Source organism: Methylobacterium mesophilicum (genome assembly GCF_022179445.1).
GTDB classification, from domain to species: domain Bacteria; phylum Pseudomonadota; class Alphaproteobacteria; order Rhizobiales; family Beijerinckiaceae; genus Methylobacterium; species Methylobacterium mesophilicum.
Map to the genome: position 1 here is coordinate 1 of NZ_BPQU01000173.1, position 234 is coordinate 234.

1 protein-coding gene is annotated in these 234 nt (G+C 59.0%); it reads left to right on the forward strand.

Annotated features, from left to right (window positions below; translation table 11 throughout):
• Nucleotides 1-234, forward strand: a 234-nt coding sequence (locus tag MFF40_RS28630; protein WP_438804107.1) for a hypothetical protein, incomplete at both ends; no start/stop codon positions are given.

Consider the following 234-nt stretch of genomic DNA (forward strand, 5'->3'; position numbering starts at 1 on the left):
GAACGTCTGAATGTCGTTCCTCGTCTGGGCGTGCGTGCACGTCTGGCTTCGCAGGGTTCGGGTAAATGGCAGTCCTCCGGCGGGGAAAAATCGAAGTTCGGCCTGGCTGCGACTCAGGTACTGCAACTGGTTGAAACCCTGCGTGAAGCCGGGCGTCTCGACAGCCTGCAACTACTGCACTTCCACCTCGGTTCGCAGATGGCGAATATTCGCGATATCGCGACAGGCGTTCGT